Source organism: Microbacterium natoriense (assembly GCF_030816295.1).
Lineage (GTDB): Bacteria > Actinomycetota > Actinomycetes > Actinomycetales > Microbacteriaceae > Microbacterium > Microbacterium natoriense_A.
The window spans coordinates 2064544-2079745 of record NZ_JAUSXV010000001.1; the positions used below are offsets into that span (position 1 = coordinate 2064544).

At 68.6% G+C, this 15202-nt stretch carries 17 protein-coding genes; 9 read left to right on the forward strand and 8 right to left on the reverse strand.

Features of this window, described 5'->3' with window-relative positions; translation table 11 throughout:
• Window positions 1-214: 214 nt before the first annotated feature.
• The gene (gene dapD / locus QFZ53_RS09485) at window positions 215-1168 is read right to left on the reverse strand and encodes a 2,3,4,5-tetrahydropyridine-2,6-dicarboxylate N-succinyltransferase (protein WP_307295662.1); all 954 of its coding nucleotides are present in this window, start codon (window positions 1166-1168) and stop codon (window positions 215-217) included.
• Between the two features lie 67 nt (window positions 1169-1235).
• On the opposite strand from dapD, the gene dapE reads away from it, so the two are divergent.
• From dapE to QFZ53_RS09500, 3 genes are all read left to right on the forward strand, one after another.
• Complete coding sequence (dapE, locus tag QFZ53_RS09490; protein WP_292907214.1) at window positions 1236-2309, forward strand: succinyl-diaminopimelate desuccinylase; 1074 nt, start codon at window positions 1236-1238, stop codon at window positions 2307-2309.
• Window positions 2291-3508, forward strand: a complete 1218-nt coding sequence (locus tag QFZ53_RS09495) for a hypothetical protein (protein WP_307295663.1) — start codon at window positions 2291-2293, stop codon at window positions 3506-3508. Before dapE ends, QFZ53_RS09495 begins: the two co-directional genes overlap by 19 nt.
• Before the next feature lie 94 nt (window positions 3509-3602).
• Window positions 3603-3776 carry a DUF3117 domain-containing protein gene (locus QFZ53_RS09500; RefSeq protein ID WP_017203323.1) on the forward strand — a complete coding sequence of 58 codons (174 nt, stop codon included), beginning with the start codon at window positions 3603-3605 and terminating at the stop codon, window positions 3774-3776.
• Window positions 3777-3867: 91 nt separating this feature from the next.
• On the opposite strand, the gene QFZ53_RS09505 is transcribed toward QFZ53_RS09500, so the two are convergent.
• Window positions 3868-4503 carry an O-methyltransferase gene (locus QFZ53_RS09505; protein WP_307295706.1) on the reverse strand — a complete coding sequence of 212 codons (636 nt, stop codon included), beginning with the start codon at window positions 4501-4503 and terminating at the stop codon, window positions 3868-3870.
• An 89-nt stretch (window positions 4504-4592) separates the two neighbouring features.
• Here QFZ53_RS09505 and QFZ53_RS09510 point away from each other — a divergent pair, with 89 nt between their 5' ends.
• On the forward strand, window positions 4593-4979 hold the full coding sequence (locus QFZ53_RS09510; protein ID WP_292907220.1) for a Sec-independent protein translocase TatB: 387 nt from the start codon (window positions 4593-4595) through the stop codon (window positions 4977-4979).
• Between the two features lie 17 nt (window positions 4980-4996).
• Here the strand turns inward: QFZ53_RS09510 and QFZ53_RS09515 are convergent, their stop codons facing one another.
• Genes QFZ53_RS09515 through QFZ53_RS09530 form a run of 4 tightly spaced genes read right to left on the reverse strand, consistent with a single transcriptional unit; the run spans window position 4997 to window position 8363 of the window.
• Window positions 4997-5479: a YcxB family protein gene (locus tag QFZ53_RS09515; RefSeq protein WP_307295709.1), complete on the reverse strand. Its 483-nt coding sequence runs from the start codon at window positions 5477-5479 to the stop codon at window positions 4997-4999.
• Between the two features lie 3 nt (window positions 5480-5482).
• On the reverse strand, window positions 5483-6601 hold the full coding sequence (locus QFZ53_RS09520) for an Mrp/NBP35 family ATP-binding protein (protein ID WP_292907224.1): 1119 nt from the start codon (window positions 6599-6601) through the stop codon (window positions 5483-5485).
• Entirely contained in the window at window positions 6598-7101 is a 504-nt protein-coding gene (locus QFZ53_RS09525; protein WP_292907226.1) for a DUF1003 domain-containing protein, read from the reverse strand. The genes QFZ53_RS09520 and QFZ53_RS09525 overlap by 4 nt, the downstream gene beginning before the upstream one ends.
• Complete coding sequence (locus QFZ53_RS09530) at window positions 7101-8363, reverse strand: magnesium transporter MgtE N-terminal domain-containing protein (protein WP_292907228.1); 1263 nt, start codon at window positions 8361-8363, stop codon at window positions 7101-7103. The genes QFZ53_RS09525 and QFZ53_RS09530 overlap by 1 nt, the downstream gene beginning before the upstream one ends.
• 87 nt (window positions 8364-8450) lie before the next feature.
• Here QFZ53_RS09530 and QFZ53_RS09535 point away from each other — a divergent pair, with 87 nt between their 5' ends.
• From QFZ53_RS09535 to QFZ53_RS09550, 4 genes are all read left to right on the forward strand, one after another.
• Entirely contained in the window at window positions 8451-9107 is a 657-nt protein-coding gene (locus QFZ53_RS09535) for a general stress protein (protein WP_292907230.1), read from the forward strand.
• 16 nt (window positions 9108-9123) lie between these two features.
• The gene (locus QFZ53_RS09540; protein ID WP_307299380.1) at window positions 9124-9774 is read left to right on the forward strand and encodes an alpha/beta hydrolase family protein; all 651 of its coding nucleotides are present in this window, start codon (window positions 9124-9126) and stop codon (window positions 9772-9774) included.
• A 15-nt stretch (window positions 9775-9789) separates the two neighbouring features.
• Entirely contained in the window at window positions 9790-10974 is a 1185-nt protein-coding gene (locus QFZ53_RS09545; RefSeq protein ID WP_307295715.1) for a MalY/PatB family protein, read from the forward strand.
• Window positions 10975-11145: 171 nt separating this feature from the next.
• Window positions 11146-11538, forward strand: coding sequence for a VOC family protein (locus QFZ53_RS09550; protein ID WP_307295717.1), 393 nt, complete (start codon window positions 11146-11148; stop codon window positions 11536-11538).
• Window positions 11539-11654: 116 nt separating this feature from the next.
• Here the strand turns inward: QFZ53_RS09550 and QFZ53_RS09555 are convergent, their stop codons facing one another.
• Both QFZ53_RS09555 and QFZ53_RS09560 read right to left on the reverse strand, forming a co-directional pair.
• On the reverse strand, window positions 11655-13076 hold the full coding sequence (locus QFZ53_RS09555) for an aminopeptidase P family protein (RefSeq protein WP_307295719.1): 1422 nt from the start codon (window positions 13074-13076) through the stop codon (window positions 11655-11657).
• A 121-nt stretch (window positions 13077-13197) separates the two neighbouring features.
• Window positions 13198-14223 carry an endonuclease/exonuclease/phosphatase family protein gene (locus tag QFZ53_RS09560; protein WP_292909882.1) on the reverse strand — a complete coding sequence of 342 codons (1026 nt, stop codon included), beginning with the start codon at window positions 14221-14223 and terminating at the stop codon, window positions 13198-13200.
• Between the two features lie 58 nt (window positions 14224-14281).
• Between QFZ53_RS09560 and QFZ53_RS09565 the strand changes: the two genes are divergently transcribed.
• Complete coding sequence (locus QFZ53_RS09565; protein ID WP_307295722.1) at window positions 14282-15151, forward strand: PHP domain-containing protein; 870 nt, start codon at window positions 14282-14284, stop codon at window positions 15149-15151.
• The last annotated feature ends 51 nt before the right edge of the window (window positions 15152-15202 follow it).

A 15202-nucleotide genomic window follows, 5' to 3' on the forward strand; every position in this document is an offset into this window, starting at 1 on the left:
GATTGCACGCACGGAACCGGGCCGGGTGCGGGGAAAGGTGGGCGACGGCGCGGGATCGCGCATCGTTTCGCCGTTCGAAAAGGCCAGAACCAAGCAAGTGGCGCGGGAGCGTGTCGACGACGCAGACGTCTCGCATAACGAGTGGCGTCACCCTGACACTATCACGCGTCCACGGGAGAAGGCTGGGACGAGGTCCCGTCAGCGAGTCGTGAGGTCAGGCGTGCAGAGCGTCGTTGAGAGTGACGCCGACGCCTGCACGCTGCACGGCCTCGACCGCACCGCTGAGCGAGTTGCGGCGGAACAGCAGCCCATTCCGGCCCGACAGCTCGGCCCCCTTCACGGTGGCCCGGCCGCCATCCGCGGTCACGGGGCCGTCGACCAGGACGATCTTCGTCCCCGCGGTGACGTAGAGACCCGCCTCCACCACGCAGTCGTCTCCGAGCGAGATGCCGATGCCCGAGTTCGCGCCCAGAAGCGTCCGCGCACCGATCGAGACACGGTGCTGTCCGCCGCCGGACAGCGTCCCCATGATCGAGGCGCCGCCGCCGATGTCGCTGCCGTCGCCCACCACGACGCCCTGAGAGATGCGCCCTTCGACCATCGAGGCGCCCAGGGTTCCTGCGTTGAAGTTCACGAAGCCCTCATGCATGACGGTCGTGCCGGGGGAGAGGTGGGCGCCGAGGCGCACGCGCGACGCATCAGCGATGCGGACGCCCGCGGGCTGGACATAGTCGGTCAGACGAGGGAACTTGTCGAGTCCCTGCACCTGGATGCCGGCGCGCTGCAGCAGCGGGCGCAGGCGGTTGGCGTCGTCGGGGTGCACCGGTCCGGCATTGGTCCACGCGACAGTGGGCAGGTGCGCGAAGATGCCGTCGAGGTTCAGCTCGTTCGGGCGGACGACGAGATGCGACAGCGCGTGCAGACGCAGGTAGGCGTCGGCCGTCGAAGTGGGCGCCGCGTCGAGATCGATCACCAGGTGCACGGATTCGACGGTGACGTTGCGGCGCTCGTCGGGACCCGCCAGCGCCTCGACCGTCATGATCGCTGCCGCGGCGTCCGCGGCATCCGGGGTGCCAGCGCCCACTTCCGGGAACCAGGCGTCCAGAACGGTGCCGTCGCCGGCGATCGTCGTGAGACCTGTACCCCATACCGTGCGTGCGTCAGTCATGCCTACAACGCTAGCGCTCCGCGGCTTCGCACTCGGCGCATATGTCGCCCTGAGTAGGCTTGAGGGCATGGCGCTCGATCTCACCTCGTCCTCCGTCGACCTGACTCGCGCGATCTGCGACATCCCGAGCGTCTCGGGCGACGAACTCGCGCTGGCGGACGAGATCGAGCGGGCCGTGTCGGCCTATCCGCACCTCGAGGTGATCCGCCACGGCAACACGATCGTCGCCCGCACGGATCTCGGACGAGCGCAGCGGGTCGCGATCGCCGGCCACATCGACACCGTGCCGATCAACGGCAACGTCCCGGTGCGCGATATCGAGATCGACGGCGTGCCGCACCTGTGGGGGCGCGGAACCGTGGACATGAAGGCCGGCACCGCCGTGCAGCTGAAGCTCGCCGCCGAGCTCGTCGATCCCGCGGTCGACATCACCTGGATGTGGTACGACAACGAAGAGGTCGAGGCGTCCAAGAACGGCCTCGGTCTGCTCGCCGCAGTGCGACCCGATCTGTTCGTCGCGGACTTCGCCATCCTCGGGGAGCCGTCCAACGGTGAGGTGGAAGGCGGATGCAACGGCACGCTCCGCGCCGTCGTGCGCACCCACGGCGTGCGTGCGCACGCCGCCCGCGCGTGGATCGGAGAGAACGCGATCCACGCCGCCGCTCCGATTCTCACCCGGCTCGCCGAGTACCGTCCTCGGGAGGTCGAGGTCGAGGGACTCGTGTACCGCGAGAGCCTGAGCGCCGTCCGTATCGCAGGGGGAGTGGCGGGCAACGTGATCCCCGATTACTGCGAGGTCGAGATCAACTACCGCTTCGCGCCGAGCAAGACCGCCGCAGACGCGGAAGCGCACATCAGAAGCATCCTCGAAGGGTTCGAGGTCGAGATCACGGATGCTGCCGAGGGCGCCCGTCCGGGGCTCGACGCTCCGATCGCCCGGCAGTTCGTCGCGGCGGTCGGCGCCCAGCCGCGTCCGAAGTACGGCTGGACCGACGTTGCGCGGTTCTCCGCGCTCGGCATCCCGGCCGTGAACTACGGGCCGGGCGATCCGCACCTCGCCCACCATGACGAGGAGCGCGTACCGCTCGCGCAGATCGATGCCGTCGAACGCGGGCTGCGCGCATGGCTCAGCTCGCGCTGAACGTCGCGCGCCGTTGGGCGCACGCCCCGCACGCCCTGCGCATCGCGATCATCTACCTGTGCGCGCGCTTCATCACCACGGGCTTCCTGATCGTCGCCGCAATGCAGTCGACATCACTGTCGCGCTTCGGAGCACAGCCCGGGCTCGGGGACTTCGTGCTCGGCTGGGATGCGCAGTGGTACTGGTCTGTGGCCGACTTCGGCTACCCGACGACCCTTCCGCTGACCGCCTCGGGCGAGATCGCGGAGAACACCTGGGCCTTCATGCCGATCTACGCATACGCGGCGAAGATCGTCGGGCTGCCGTTCGGATCGTGGGGCTTCGGCGCGTTCGTGATCTCTTTCGTCTCCGGGTATCTCGCCTGCCTTGCGCTGCACAGGCTTCTGCGCGAGCGCATCGGCCGTTCTGCGGCGACGTGGGCGGTCGTGTTCTTCGCGGCGGGTCCCCTCGCGGCGATGTTCCAGGTCGGTTATGCCGAAACGCTGTTCCTGCTCCTGCTGTTCCTTTCGCTCGAGGCCGTCGCACGGCAGCACTACGCCAGGCTCTACGTCCTCATTCCACTGATGGCGTTCACCCGACCGGGGGTGCTCGCCTTCGCGCTGTACCTCGGACTTCACGGCGTCATGCGCTGGATCCGCCGCCGGGAAGAGCCGCTGCAGCCCTCCCACGTCGTCCACATCATCGCGTCGGGCCTGCTCGCCACGCTCTGCGGCTTCGCGTGGCAGGTGATCGCCGGCATCGCGACGGGCGATGCCGGCGCGTATCTCGCGACAGAGCTGGCCTGGCGACGGCACTGGATCCTCGGCGGAGTAGACGGTTTCATCCCCTTCGAAGGGTGGATCCAGGGCGCGCAGTTCTGGTTCGCGCAGTGGGGCATGCCGCAGTTCTGGGGTCCGATCGGACTCGCGCTGCTCGTCGTCGCCGTGGGCGGAGCACTGATCTACTCGAAGCACGTGCGAGCGCTGGGTGTCGACATCCGCCTGTGGAGCGCGAGCTATCTGCTGTACCTGCTCGCCGTCTTCTTCCCGCAGTCGAGCACTTTCCGCCTGTTGCTGCCGCTGTCCCCGCTGTGGGGCGCCGTGGCGGTGCCACGATCGCGACTCTGGAGAACATGCGTGCTGGTGGCCTGCCTCGCCGGTCAATGGGCGTGGATCCACTTCGTCTACGCGCTCGGCAACACCTACTGGCAGGTGCCGTGAATGTTAATGATTGATGCATTTATCCACATGCGAACTCCTGGCGTGAGTAACACCCGATAAACTGGTTCCATACCACCGAGGAAAAGGAGCCACGATGGCAGCGATGAAGCCGAGGACCGGAGACGGACCCATGGAGGCTGTGAAAGAAGGACGACTCATCATCGTGCGCGTCCCGCTCGAAGGCGGTGGGCGCCTGGTCGTCTCCGTGAACGATGCGGAGGCCAAGGAGCTTCACGACGTGCTCGCCGCTGTCGTGGCGCCGGCCTGATACTTCGACGAGCTCAGCAGCCCAAGGGGCGAGTTCTACGAAGGAGGGCGACGGATCAACTGATCCGTCGCCCTCCTTCTGCGTTCCGGGCTCAGTCGTTGTCGACGCTGACGAGCTGGAGCAGACCCTCGCCCGTGGTCGACACCGTGGCGAGCACGGCGGACGACTCCTGGGTCTCCTGGATGAGCGAGCGGTAGGCCGAGGTGACCTCATCGCGCTGCACGGGGTCGGCGACCCGCCCGCCGGCCAGCACGCGGGGAACGAGAACCATGCCGCCGGTGCGCGCCAGTCGGAGTCCGTGCTCGACGTACTCGATCACGTTCTCGGAGTCGGCGTCGATGAGGACGATGTCGTAGGAGGCTTCGTTCATGCGCGGCAGCACATCGGAGGCTCGGCCCGTGATGAAACGAGCCTTGGTGGCGGGTATCCGTGCATCGGCGAACGCCTGGCGTGCGGCGGCGAGATGCTCGGGCTCGTTGTCGATGGAGGTGAGCACGGCCTGCGGGGCGCCGTGAAGCAGCCAGAGGCCGGAGACGCCCGCTCCGGTGCCGATCTCGACGATCGATCGGGCGGCGGTCGCCGCGGCGAGAACGGCGATCTGCGATCCGACCGCCGCGCTGACCGGCGCCGCGCCGAGTTCGATCGCGTGCGCGCGGGCGCGGGCGATGGATGCAGGCTCGACGATGGATTCGCGGATGAAGCGCGCGTTCGCGTCGTGCTCGCTCATAGCCCTGGGTCTCCCACCTGGATGTGTGTGTTCTCAGCGTATGCGCTCGGTGTGCGGCGCGAGGGCAGGCGCGGCGGTAGCCTGGGGAGATGGGATTCGGGCTCACCTTCGAGAAGATGCTGCTGATCGGTCTGATCGCTGTGCTGCTCGTCGGCCCCGAGCGCCTGCCGAGGTACGCCGAGTCGTTCGCCAAGCTGGTCCGCCGCGGCGGTGAACTGCTGCGCGACACGAAGTCTCGCGTGCGCGAGGAGATGGGCCCGGAGATCTCGGACGTCGACTGGCGCAAGCTCGACCCTCGGCAGTACGACCCGCGGCGCATCATCCGCGACGCTCTGTTCGAAGACGACCCGACTCCCGTCGCGGCCGCGACTGCGCTCGTGGAGCCGGCGGCCAGCGCATTCCCGGTGCGGCCGCCGATCGAACGCCACGAGTTCTCGCGGGCCAGCCTGCCTCCGTACGACCCCGAAGCGACGTGAACGCCAGCGTGCGGTGATCAGCCGATCTTGGCGCGCAGCGCGGCGAGCTCCTCGTCGGTGAACAGCGCCCGCGGCAGCGCGGTCACGACCGAGGCGGTCCGCACCTTCAGCAGCACCGCATCCCGGCCCGCACGCAGGCTCTGGAATTCTTCGTAGGGGATCTCCGACCGGCGTCGGGCGGCGCCGATGCGCAGGAGACGCTCGCCGACCTCCACCCACACGGTCGTCTCGGGCGGCATGGCGGCGCGAACGGCACGACGAGCGTTCGCGATGGTCAGCCAGATCGCATACGCGGCGAGGGCGACGACGGCGACCGGCATCCATGCTGTGAGGACGTCGGCATCCGTCCCCGCCGAACTCAGATTCAGGATGCTCGTGATCAGAGCAGCCGCGAGCGCCGCCCACATGACGATCGCCCAGGGACGGGTGAGCGAGTAGACAGAGGCGTCACGTGCCATCCCGCGCAGCAGAGGCTCGTCGACCGTCAGCGATGCAGGCACGGCTCACCCCACCCGCATGGGCAGGGAGCGTCCGGCGAGCCCGCGGCCCCGGCCGCTCAACGTGCGGGCGAGATCGCTGATCGCGAGAGCTGCAGCATCCGTCGGCTCGCCGATCACGACCGGCACGCCGTCATCGCCGCCTGTGCGCAGCGCGGGGCTCAGCGGTATGGACGCCAGCAGCTCGACGGACGCATCCGCAGAGAGCGCCTCGGCGACCGCCGTTCCGCCGCCCGAGCCGAACAGATCGATCACCGTGCCGTCGGGCAGGGTGAAGGCAGCCATGTTCTCGACGACGCCGATCACCTGCTGACCGGTCTGGCGCGCCACGAGCCCGCTGCGGATCGCGACCTCGGATGCGGCGGTCTGAGGTGTCGTCACCACGAGGACCTCTGCGTGCGGGAGGATCTGGCCGATCGAGATCGCGATGTCGCCGGTGCCCGGGGGCATGTCGATCAGCAGGACGTCGAGGTCGCCGAAGAACACATCGGTGAGGAACTGCTGCACCGTGCGATGCAGCATCGGCCCTCGCCAGGCGACCACGGCTTCGCCGTCGCGCAGGAACATGCCGATCGAGATCGTCTTCACCCCGTACGCGACAGGGGGCAGCATGAGGTCGTCGATGCGGGTCGGCTGGGTGCCGGCCGGGATGCCGAGCAGACCGGGAATCGAGAAGCCGTGCACATCGGCGTCCACCAGGCCGACTGCGAGTCCCTGTTCGGCGAGTGCGACGGCCAGGTTCGCGGTCAACGTGGACTTGCCGACGCCGCCCTTGCCGCTGGAGACGAGGATCACCCGGGTCAGCGAGTCGGGGCCGAAGGGCATCTGCCTGGCCGGCCGTCCGTCACGGAGCTTCTCTGTGAGCGCTTTGCGCTCGCCCGGTGTCATCACCCCGACAGACACCTCGACCTCGTCGACGTCGGCGACGGATGCTGCCGCCGACCTCACATCCGATTCGATGCGGGCAGCCGCCGGGCAGCCGACGATCGTGAGCACGATCGACACGCGAGCCGTCGAGCCGTCGACGACGACGTCGCGCACCATGTCCAGCTCGCCGATCGGTCGGCGCAGCTCGGGGTCGGTGACAGCCGCCACCGCCTGCCTGACGGCGTCCGCGGTCGTCATGACGCCTTGTCGTCGTGGTCGTCGAGCTCTGCCAGCAGGGCCTTCAGCTCCTGACGCAGCACGTCGCGGGTCACGACCTGCGCGTTGCGCTCCTCGAGAGACATGCGCAGGGCGACGATCTCGCGGGCGAGGTACTCGGTGTCGGCGAGGTTGCGCTCGGCGCGCTGCCGGTCCTGCTCGATCTGCACGCGGTCTCGGTCGTCCTGGCGGTTCTGGGCGAGCAGGATCAGGGGAGCGGCGTACGACGCCTGCAGCGACAGCATGAGGGTGAGGGCCGTGAAGCCGAGCGCCGCGTCGTCGAAGCGGACGCTGTCGGGCATCAACGTGTTCCAGCCGATCCAGGCCACGCAGAACAGGCTCAGCAGCAGCAGGAAGGCGGGGGTTCCCATCGCGCGGGCGATCCACTCGGTGAAACGGCCGAAGCGGTCACGCGATACGGGTCGCTGGCGCGTCGTGCCGCGGCCGAGCGGCGCGTCGAGCCGTGCACTGTTCTTCGCCATCAGCGCACCTCCTTGGCGGGCTGCTCGTCCTCGTCGTGCGTGCGCCAGTCGTCCGGCAGCAGGTAGTCGAGCACGTCGTCGACGCTGATCGCACCGACGAGACGATGGGCCGCATCGATGACGGGGAGCGACACGAGGTCATAGCTCGCGAGCATCCGGGCGACCTCCGCAGCCGATGCGGTCACCGGCACCGGCTCGAGGCTGTCGTCGACGATCGCGCCCAGGCGCTCGTGCGGGGGATAGCGCAGCATCCGCTGGAAGTGAACCATCCCGAGCAGGCGACCCGTGGGTGTCTCGAACGGAGGCAGCGTCACGAACACGGCCGCGGCGAGGGCCGGGTGCAGCTCGTGGCGGCGGATCAGAGCGAGAGCCTCTGCGACCGTCGCATCGGCCGACAGGATGATCGGCTCGGGCGTCATCAGACCGCCCGCCGTGTCGGGACCGTAGCGCAGCAGCATCCTGACGTCCTCGGCCTCCTCAGGCTCCATGAGGGCGAGCAGGTGCTCGAGTCGCTCGGGCGGAAGCTGGGCGAGAAGATCGGCAGCGTCGTCAGGCTCCATCTCGTCGAGCACATCGGCGGCGCGCTCGTCGCCGAGGCGGTCGAGGATGTCGACCTGATCGTCCTCCGGCATCTCTTCGAGCGCGTCGGCGAGGCGATCGTCGGAGAGCTCCTCGGCGACCTCGATGAGGCGTTGCTGAGGCAGATCGAGAAGCGTCGTCGCGAGATCGGCGGCGTGCAGCTCGGAGTACGAGGCGACCAGCTGCTCGGCCGACTGCGATTCGCCGGGGGAGTGCCGCTCGGAGACGTCGTTCCACGCCGCGAAGGTCGTCGGGCCCTTCGCGAACGGAGAGGCGCTGGTCTTCGGGCGCCGCAGGAAGAGCTGACTGATCGCCCACTCGCCGAGGCGGTTCGGCTCGATCGCGACGTCTTCGATCACCGCGGTGCCGCTGCCGTCGACGAGGTTCACCCTGCGTCCGAGCATCTCGGCGAGGATGCGTACTTCACCGGCGCGCGGCGAGAACCGTCGCACGTTGATGAGGCCGGTGCTGATGACCTGGCCGGCGCGGATCGAGCTGACGCGTCCGATCGAGAGGAACACCTGGCGGCGCCCGGGGATCTCGACCACGAGACCGATCACGCGCGGGGTGGCCGTACTTCGGTACACGACGACGACGTCCCGGACTTTGCCGAGCCGGTCGCCCACGGGGTCGAAGACGGCGCAGCCTGCGAGGCGCGCGGCGAATACCCGTTGTGTGCTCACTGTTCCAGCGTAGTGCGCGACCATGATCGGGGTGGCCCTGATCACGGTTCCGCGCCGACGCGCAGGGGGACGTGGAACAATGGCCGCATGAGCATGATGAATCGTCCTGCAGCTGGCGTCGACACCGGCGAGGTGGTCGCCTCGATGCGCGACTACGAGAGTGCGCAGAAGACGGTGTCGAAACTCATCGCCGAAGAGGTCCCTGCGCGAGACATCGCCATCATCGGACAGAGCGTGCGCACGGTCGAGCGGATCACCGGACGCCTCGGCTACGCGGCGGCGGCGCGCTCCGGCGCGATCAACGGCGTGCTGATCGGTCTGTTCCTCTCGGCGATCCTGGTGCTCGGAAACCCCGATGTGCCGATGCAGCTGTTCGTCGGCTTCGTCTTCATCGGCGTCGCGCTCGGCATGCTGCTGAGCCTCGTCACCTATGCGATCGTGCGCCGTCGCCGCGACTTCGCGAGCGTGACGCAGTTCGCCGCCGACCACTACGAGGTGACCGTGCAGCCGGCTTCGGTCGCCAAGGCCAAGAAGATCCTCGGCACTGCGACGCAGACGACTGTTGTACGGCCTCCTGTCGACCTCGACGAGCCGCCGCGGTACGGCGAGCGCATCCCCGCGCCCGGCGCCCCCGCACCGGCCGCCCCTGTGATCCCGCCGCGTCCTGCCGACCCGGTGCCCCAGCCGCAGGAGCCCGAGCAGGCCGAGTCTGAGGGAGAGTCGACCGAGCCTCGGCAGCCGTGACCGGCATCCGCTCGTGATCGTCTCGATCCCTGTCGAGCTGCCCACGGGTCCCGTCGCCGTCTCCGGCGACTGGCAGCGCGGAGCGAACGGCGTGACGGCGATCGTCGCGCATGGCGCGGGCGCCGGGATGGATCATCCTTTCCTCATCGGCTTCACCGCAGCTCTGCACGACCAGGGGTTCTCGACGCTCCGGTTCAACTTCCCGTACGTGGAGCAGGGCAGGCGCATGCCGGGGCCGGCCTCGCACGCGATCGTGACGTGGCGGGCAGTGGCCGACTTCGCCAGGGCGCAGGATGCCGACGCTCCCGTGTGGGCGATCGGAAAGTCGTACGGCGGGCGCATGGCGTCGATGGCCGTCGCCGAGGGGATGGAGGTCGCGGGCCTGGTCTATCTCGGCTATCCGCTGCACGCGCCCGGCAAGCCGGAGAAGCCGCGCGCCGAGCATCTGCCGTCGATCGGCGTGCCGCAGCTGTTCATCGAGGGTGAGAACGATCCGTTCATCCAGCCGGTGTCGCAGTTCGAGGAGGTCGTGGCGACGTGCCAGGACGCGACCGTGGTGTGGATCGAGGGCGGCGGGCACACTTTCGAGGTGAAGGGACTGCGGCGCCCGGCATCCGAGATCGGGTCATCATTGGTCACATTCGTGACGGAGTTCCTGACCCGCTGACAGCATGGAGGTGCAATGGGCACCTCACACCACTACGACGCGATCACGATCGACCAGCTCCGGGCGACCGGAGCCTTCAAATGGTCGACCCATCCCGAGGCGATCGGCGCGTTCATCGCCGAGATGGACTTCGGCGTGGCTCCGGAGATCGGCGACGCGCTGACCCGATCGGTCGAGGCGCTCGTCGGCTATCCGACGCCGGGGCTCGTGAACGCGATGTCCGAGGCGACGGCCCGATGGCTGCGCGACGAATACTCCTGGGAGGTGCCGCCGGCGAGGATCAGACCGGTCGGCGATGTGCTCATCGCGATGCGGGCGACGATCGATCACTTCTCCGAGCCCGGGTCGAAGATCATCCTCCCGACGCCCGCGTACATGCCGTTCCTGAAGATCCCGCCGATGCACGACCGGGAGATCATCGAGGTTCCGTTGCTCCTCGATGAAGGTCGCTACGTGTTCGACCTCGACGGCCTCGAGCGCGCCTTCGCCGACGGCGGCGGGATGCTGATCCTGTGCAACCCGTACAACCCCGTCGGACGCGTGTTCACGCGCGACGAGCTGCTCGCCGTCTCCGAGATCGTCGAGCGGCACGGCGGACGCGTGTTCGCCGACGAGATCCACGCCCCCCTCGTGTTCGCGCCGCACCACCACATCCCATATGCGAGCATCAGCGCGGCCGCAGCTGCTCACACGATCACCTCGACCAGCGCGTCGAAGGCGTGGAATCTGCCGGGGTTGAAGGCGGCGCAGGTGATCCTCAGCAACGACGCCGACGCCGAGATCTGGGCGACTCCGGTCGTCACCCGCAACGAGCTGCTCGCGAGCAATCCGGGCATCATCGCGAACACGGCGGCCTACGACCACGCTCGCGAATGGCTCGCGGACACGCACGCTTACCTCGACGGCAATCGCACCCTGCTGGGTGAGCTGCTCGCCGAGCACATCCCCGAGATCGGATACACGCCCGCCGAGGGCAGTTACATCGCCTGGCTGGACGCGCGTGGTCTCGGCATCGAGGGATCGCCGGCCGACTTCTTCCGTGAACAGGCGGGGGTCGCGCTCACCGATGGCATCGCGTGCGGAGCGGCTGGAGAAGGGTTCCTGCGCTTCATCCTCGCCACGCCGCGCCCGATCATCGAGCAGGCGGTGCGGCAGATGGCGGCGGCGCTGGCTCGGCGCGAGGTTCCCGTCGGCGTCTGAGGCCCCCGGCATCCGCCCTCCGTCGCCACGACGTCCGCCCGTCGCCTCCCCTTCTGCTTCGCTGCGCTCGCGAAGGACAACCGCAGCAGAGAAGGACGATTCTGCTCAGTCGGTCCTTCTCAAGCGCAGTTCTCCGTCGCTGACGGTGGTTTCGGGTGAGAGGATGAGCGGATGACGGCGAAGACAGGGCTGCATCACGTCGAAATCTGGGTCGCCGAACTCGGCACGTCATGGTCGTGGATGCTGGAGCGACTGGGGTTCTCGCTGTCGGCCGCATGGGACGGCGGCCAGACGTGGGATGCCGGGGGCGCCTACATCACGCTGACCACCTCGCCGACTCTGACGGATGCCGCGCATGATCGTCGTCGTGCGGGCGTCAACCATCTCGCGTTCCGGGGCGGATCGCCCGCGGACGTCGACGCGCTCATGCAGGCAGCTCCTGCACACGGGTGGGCGCCCCTGTACGACGACAGATACCCGCATGCCGGCGGTCCCGACCACTACGCGGGCTGGGTGGAGAACGCGGAGGGCTTCAAAGTCGAGATCGTCGCCGAGACGGCCTGACACCGCCGCCGAGAAGAGGTTAACCGCTCCAGATCAGGACGATCCACGAAGGATGTCCTTGTCCGGAGCGGTTGACCTGTTCTCGCGTGGGGCGGGCCGGCGCGGCGGGAAGCGGCTCAGGCCTGCTGCACCCGAGCGATCCACGCCTCGACCTCGTCGGCCGTGCGGGGGATGCCGGCCGAGAGGTTCACGGGGCCGTCTGCGGTCATGAGGATGTCGTCCTCGATGCGCACACCGATGCCGCGGTATTCGGCGGGAACCGTGAGGTCGTCGATCTGGAAGTACAGGCCCGGTTCGATCGTGAAGACCATGCCGGGTTCGAGCACGCCGTCGTAGTACATCTCGCGCCGGGCCTGTGCGCAGTCGTGCACGTCGATGCCGAGGTGATGCGAGGTGCCGTGCACCATGTAGCGGCGGTGCTGGCCGCCGGCATCCGCGTCGAGCGCCTCTTCGGCCGTCACCGGCAGCAGTCCCCACTCGGCGGTGCGAGCGGCGATGACCTGCATGGCGGCGCCGTGCACGTCGCGGAACGGCACGCCGACCTGAGCGGCGGCGAAGGCCGCATCGGCTGCTTCGCGCACGGTCTCGTAGACGCGGCGCTGCACCTCGGTGAACGTGCCAGAGACCGGCAGTGTGCGGGTGATGTCCGCCGTGTACAGGCTGTCTGCCTCGACACCGGCGTCCACGAGGATCAGGTCTCCCGGGACCACGGTGCCGTCGTTGCGGGTCCAGTGCAGGTAGCAGGCGTGCGGGCCCGACGCCGCGATGGTGTCGTAGCCCTCGCCGTTGCCGTCTTCACGTGCGCGACGGTGGAAGACACCCTCGACCACGCGCTCGCCGCGGGCGTGCTCGATCGCCTGAGAGAGGGAGCGGATGATGTCGTCGAAGCCGTTCGCCGTGATCTCGACGGCATGGCGCATCTCGGCGATCTCGAACTCGTCCTTGATCAGTCGCAGCTCGGAGACGAAGCGGGAGAGCTCTGCGTCGTCGAGCGTGACGTCCTCATCGCCGGCTTCGAAGGCGTCCAGGTGATCGGTGGCGACGCCGAGGTCGGCCGCGACGCCGGCGAGGGCCGGACGCGGTCCGATCCAGAACTCGCCGATCGTCGCATCCGCGTAGAACTCGGTCGTCGTGCGGTCGGCGCGCTCGCGGAAGTACAGCGTGATGTCGTGTCCGGCATCCGTCGGCTCGAAGACGAGCAGAGAATCGGGCTCGGCATCCGACGCCCAGCCGGTGAGGTGCGCGAAGGCGGAGTGCGCGCGGAACACGTAGTCGGTGTCGTTGCTGCGCTGCTTGAGGGCGCCTGCGGCGATCACCAGGCGCTTCCCGGGGAACGCGGCCGAGACGGCGTCGCGCCGAGCTGCTGCGTACGGCGCCTGAGCGCGCGGCGCGGGCAGCGACTCGGGGCGCTCGGCCCAGCCTGTCGAGATCGTGTCGAGGAAGCCGCGCGGGAACGGCTGCTTGCGGTTCGTCGTGCTGTTCTCGGTGGTGGGCTCAGCCGTGGGCTCGGCGATCGTGTCGCGTTCTCCGGTGTTCATGGATCAAGTCTGTCACCCCGTCGGCCGATTCGCTCGGCCAGCAGGAGAGGGGGAGCGGATGCCGGCGATTCGTCTCGTCCGAGGCGCGGATGCCGGTCGCGATCGAGCGTTTCGTCTGGGCTCAGCCGGCTGCGGGCTCGAGCTGCACGACGAGTCCACGGTGATCGCTGCCGCCGGCATCCGAGATGATCATCGATCCCGTCGGAGTCCAGTTCTGCGATGCCATCACGTGGTCGATCGGTGCGCTGAGCAGTTCGGGCAGTGAACTCGGCCAGGTGCCGCTGAGGCCGTTGCCCGTTCGGGACGCGACATCCCGGCAGTAGCCCAGGTCGCCGCCGCCCACGCCGAACGGAGCCATGTGGTCGATCGTCGCATTGAAGTCGCCGGCCAGGATGAAGTCGCCCTCCGGGCACTGATCGGCGATCCACTGCAGGTCGCTGCGCCACTGGCCCATCTCCTCCCGGCGCGGCGCGACGGCATGAACCGCCACGATCGTGGGACCGGTGCCGTCGACGGGCATCAGCACGACGCTCGGCACGGAGCCGGTGTTGCTCGACCCGTCCTGCGCCGATTCGATGACCGAGTACTGGCCGAGATCGGCCGCCACCAGCACGGTGGTCTGCCACGATTTGGGCCCGTCGACGACATCGGGATTGAACTGCACGGTGTGCACCCACATCGGGTGCCCCTGGTCTCGGAGCATCACGGCGATCTGTTCGCCGACGGCCTCGGTCGTCTCGGGCAGGGCGACGATATCGGCACCGCTGTCGACGACCTGCTGCGCGATGGTCTCGGCGGAGACCACTTCGCCCGCCGTGTTCCAGCTGAGAACTCGGATGCTGGTGTCGGTCGCCTCTGGCAGGGTGTCGCGCCCGAATCCTCGGTTCATCCCGATGAGCGCAGTCGCCCCGGCGCCCAGCAGCGCGATGATCAGAACGGATGCTGCGAACCCGCGCAGGGTCTTCGAGAACATGAGCAGCAGGGCGAGCACCGCGAGCAGGAGGAGGGCGCCCAGCACCGCACCGCGAGCCGCGACGATCTGCGCGAACGGGTACGTCTGCTCGAGATGGAAGAACTGCGGCCACACCGCGATCGCCGTGGCGATCGCGAGCAGCACGGTGACGAGTATCCCCAGTAGTCGAAGCATCGCCTCCAGCCTAGAAGCGCAGTCTGTGAAGTCTCTGCCGCCGGGATACGCTCGGAGCATGTCGCACCTGTTCTCCGGCCCCGCGGATCTGCACCTGCACTCCAACCATTCGGATGGCACGGAGGCTCCCGCCGAGGTCATGCGCCAGGTGCGCGGGTACGGCGTGCGGACGGCCGCGCTCACCGATCACGATCGCACGACAGGGTGGGACGAGGCGGCTGATGCCGCGAACGCACTGGGGATGACGTTTATACCGGGTATGGAGCTGTCCGCGAAGCACGAGTGGCGCAGCGTGCACGTCCTGGGGTATCTGTTCGACCCGACCGACGCGGCGCTCGTCGCCGAGACAGAACGCATCCGCGGCGACCGGATCGGCCGGGCGGAGCGCATCGTGCGCAGCATCGGCCGCGACTACGACCTGCGCTGGGACGACGTGCTCGCGCAGACCACCGCGGATGCGACCGTCGGCCGCCCGCACATCGCCGACGCGCTGGTCGCCCGCGGGATAGTGCGCGACCGCACGGAGGCGTTCGACGGCATCCTGCACCCGCGAGAGGGGTACTACGAGCCGCACTACGCGCCCGACCCGCTCACGGCCGTGCGCCTGATCACAGAGGCAGGGGGAGTCGCGATCATCGCCCATCCCTCGACGGTGGGACGCGACCGGATGATGCCCATGCCGTTCGTCGAACAGCTCATCGCCGCCGGCCTCGGTGGTTTCGAGATCGAGCATCGAGAGAACACGGCGTCCGGCAAGCGCGTGCTTCGCGAGATCGCGCACAAGCACGACCTCATCGTCACGGGTTCGAGCGACTACCACGGCGCGGGGAAGCCGAACCGTCCGGGGGAGAACACGACGTCGGACGACATGGTGGCGCGTCTGATCGATCGTGCGTCCGGTACCACACCCCGGTACCCGCGAAGCTGAGGGTGCTGTCGGCACTCTCCCGGGCAGCTGTCGACCTGCGGGCCTAGTCTT

What these genes read in the sequence shown, in the direction of transcription:
- dapD (WP_307295662.1), bottom strand. Translation starts at nt 1,168, where the DNA reads ATGACTGACGCACGCACGGTATGGGGTACAGGTCTCACGACGATCGCC.
- dapE (WP_292907214.1), top strand. Translation starts at nt 1,236, where the DNA reads ATGGCGCTCGATCTCACCTCGTCCTCCGTCGACCTGACTCGCGCGATC.
- QFZ53_RS09495 (WP_307295663.1), top strand. Translation starts at nt 2,291, where the DNA reads ATGGCTCAGCTCGCGCTGAACGTCGCGCGCCGTTGGGCGCACGCCCCG.
- QFZ53_RS09500 (WP_017203323.1), top strand. Translation starts at nt 3,603, where the DNA reads ATGGCAGCGATGAAGCCGAGGACCGGAGACGGACCCATGGAGGCTGTG.
- QFZ53_RS09505 (WP_307295706.1), bottom strand. Translation starts at nt 4,503, where the DNA reads ATGAGCGAGCACGACGCGAACGCGCGCTTCATCCGCGAATCCATCGTC.
- QFZ53_RS09510 (WP_292907220.1), top strand. Translation starts at nt 4,593, where the DNA reads ATGGGATTCGGGCTCACCTTCGAGAAGATGCTGCTGATCGGTCTGATC.
- QFZ53_RS09520 (WP_292907224.1), bottom strand. Translation starts at nt 6,601, where the DNA reads ATGACGACCGCGGACGCCGTCAGGCAGGCGGTGGCGGCTGTCACCGAC.
- QFZ53_RS09525 (WP_292907226.1), bottom strand. Translation starts at nt 7,101, where the DNA reads ATGGCGAAGAACAGTGCACGGCTCGACGCGCCGCTCGGCCGCGGCACG.
- QFZ53_RS09535 (WP_292907230.1), top strand. Translation starts at nt 8,451, where the DNA reads ATGAGCATGATGAATCGTCCTGCAGCTGGCGTCGACACCGGCGAGGTG.
- QFZ53_RS09545 (WP_307295715.1), top strand. Translation starts at nt 9,790, where the DNA reads ATGGGCACCTCACACCACTACGACGCGATCACGATCGACCAGCTCCGG.
- QFZ53_RS09550 (WP_307295717.1), top strand. Translation starts at nt 11,146, where the DNA reads ATGACGGCGAAGACAGGGCTGCATCACGTCGAAATCTGGGTCGCCGAA.
- QFZ53_RS09555 (WP_307295719.1), bottom strand. Translation starts at nt 13,076, where the DNA reads ATGAACACCGGAGAACGCGACACGATCGCCGAGCCCACGGCTGAGCCC.
- QFZ53_RS09560 (WP_292909882.1), bottom strand. Translation starts at nt 14,223, where the DNA reads ATGCTTCGACTACTGGGGATACTCGTCACCGTGCTGCTCGCGATCGCC.
- QFZ53_RS09565 (WP_307295722.1), top strand. Translation starts at nt 14,282, where the DNA reads ATGTCGCACCTGTTCTCCGGCCCCGCGGATCTGCACCTGCACTCCAAC.